The organism is Bacteroidia bacterium, assembly GCA_025056095.1.
GTDB lineage: Bacteria > Bacteroidota > Bacteroidia > JANWVE01 > JANWVE01 > JANWVE01.
In genome coordinates, this window is the sequence record JANWVW010000392.1 from 1 (window position 1) to 551 (window position 551).

At 33.6% G+C, this 551-nt stretch carries 1 protein-coding gene; it reads right to left on the bottom strand.

Annotation, left to right across the window (positions count from 1 at the left end; genetic code table 11):
• Positions 1 to 391: 391 nt before the first annotated feature.
• Positions 392 to 551: CRISPR-associated endonuclease Cas2 (locus NZ519_14150; GenBank protein ID MCS7029894.1), on the bottom strand; the 160-nt coding region annotated here is incomplete at its 5' end.

Genomic DNA, 551 nt, shown 5'->3' on the forward strand with positions numbered 1-551 from the left:
ATTCGTTGTTATCTGTATAGTTTCTAACAGGTTGTAATATTTCAATTCCTGAATGGTACGATTAAAATCAAATCGGCAAGGTGCGGGGATTGGTCTACAAACGCTATTTCAATTCCTGAATGGTACGATTAAAATCCGTTGTAAAATTAGTTATAGGATACCTCCTAAGCAAGGTTTGCGGTGTTTTTTAACTTCAAAAAATCGTCGATCGGTAATGATGTAATTATCCTATCAAGTAAGACGACTTTTTTAACCCCCTAATAATCAATAACTTAACGATTTTACGCCTGAACAACACCTTGCTACTTAACCAGTATTGATGTAGGTGACACGTTGAAAGACGATTTAAAGACAAGAACAGGTAATAAATAAATAACTGATTATCAATTACTTATAAAAAATTATCCGTTTCGCCTTTCTCTTTACCAAGTATCTGCTTATCTAACCACTTTTGTTCACGGCTTTTGAATACAATAAGACTATCTTCTTCCATATCCATCAGTTCAGATGCTCGTTGCAGTAATTCTTTAAGTTTTACTTCGCTTATTTCA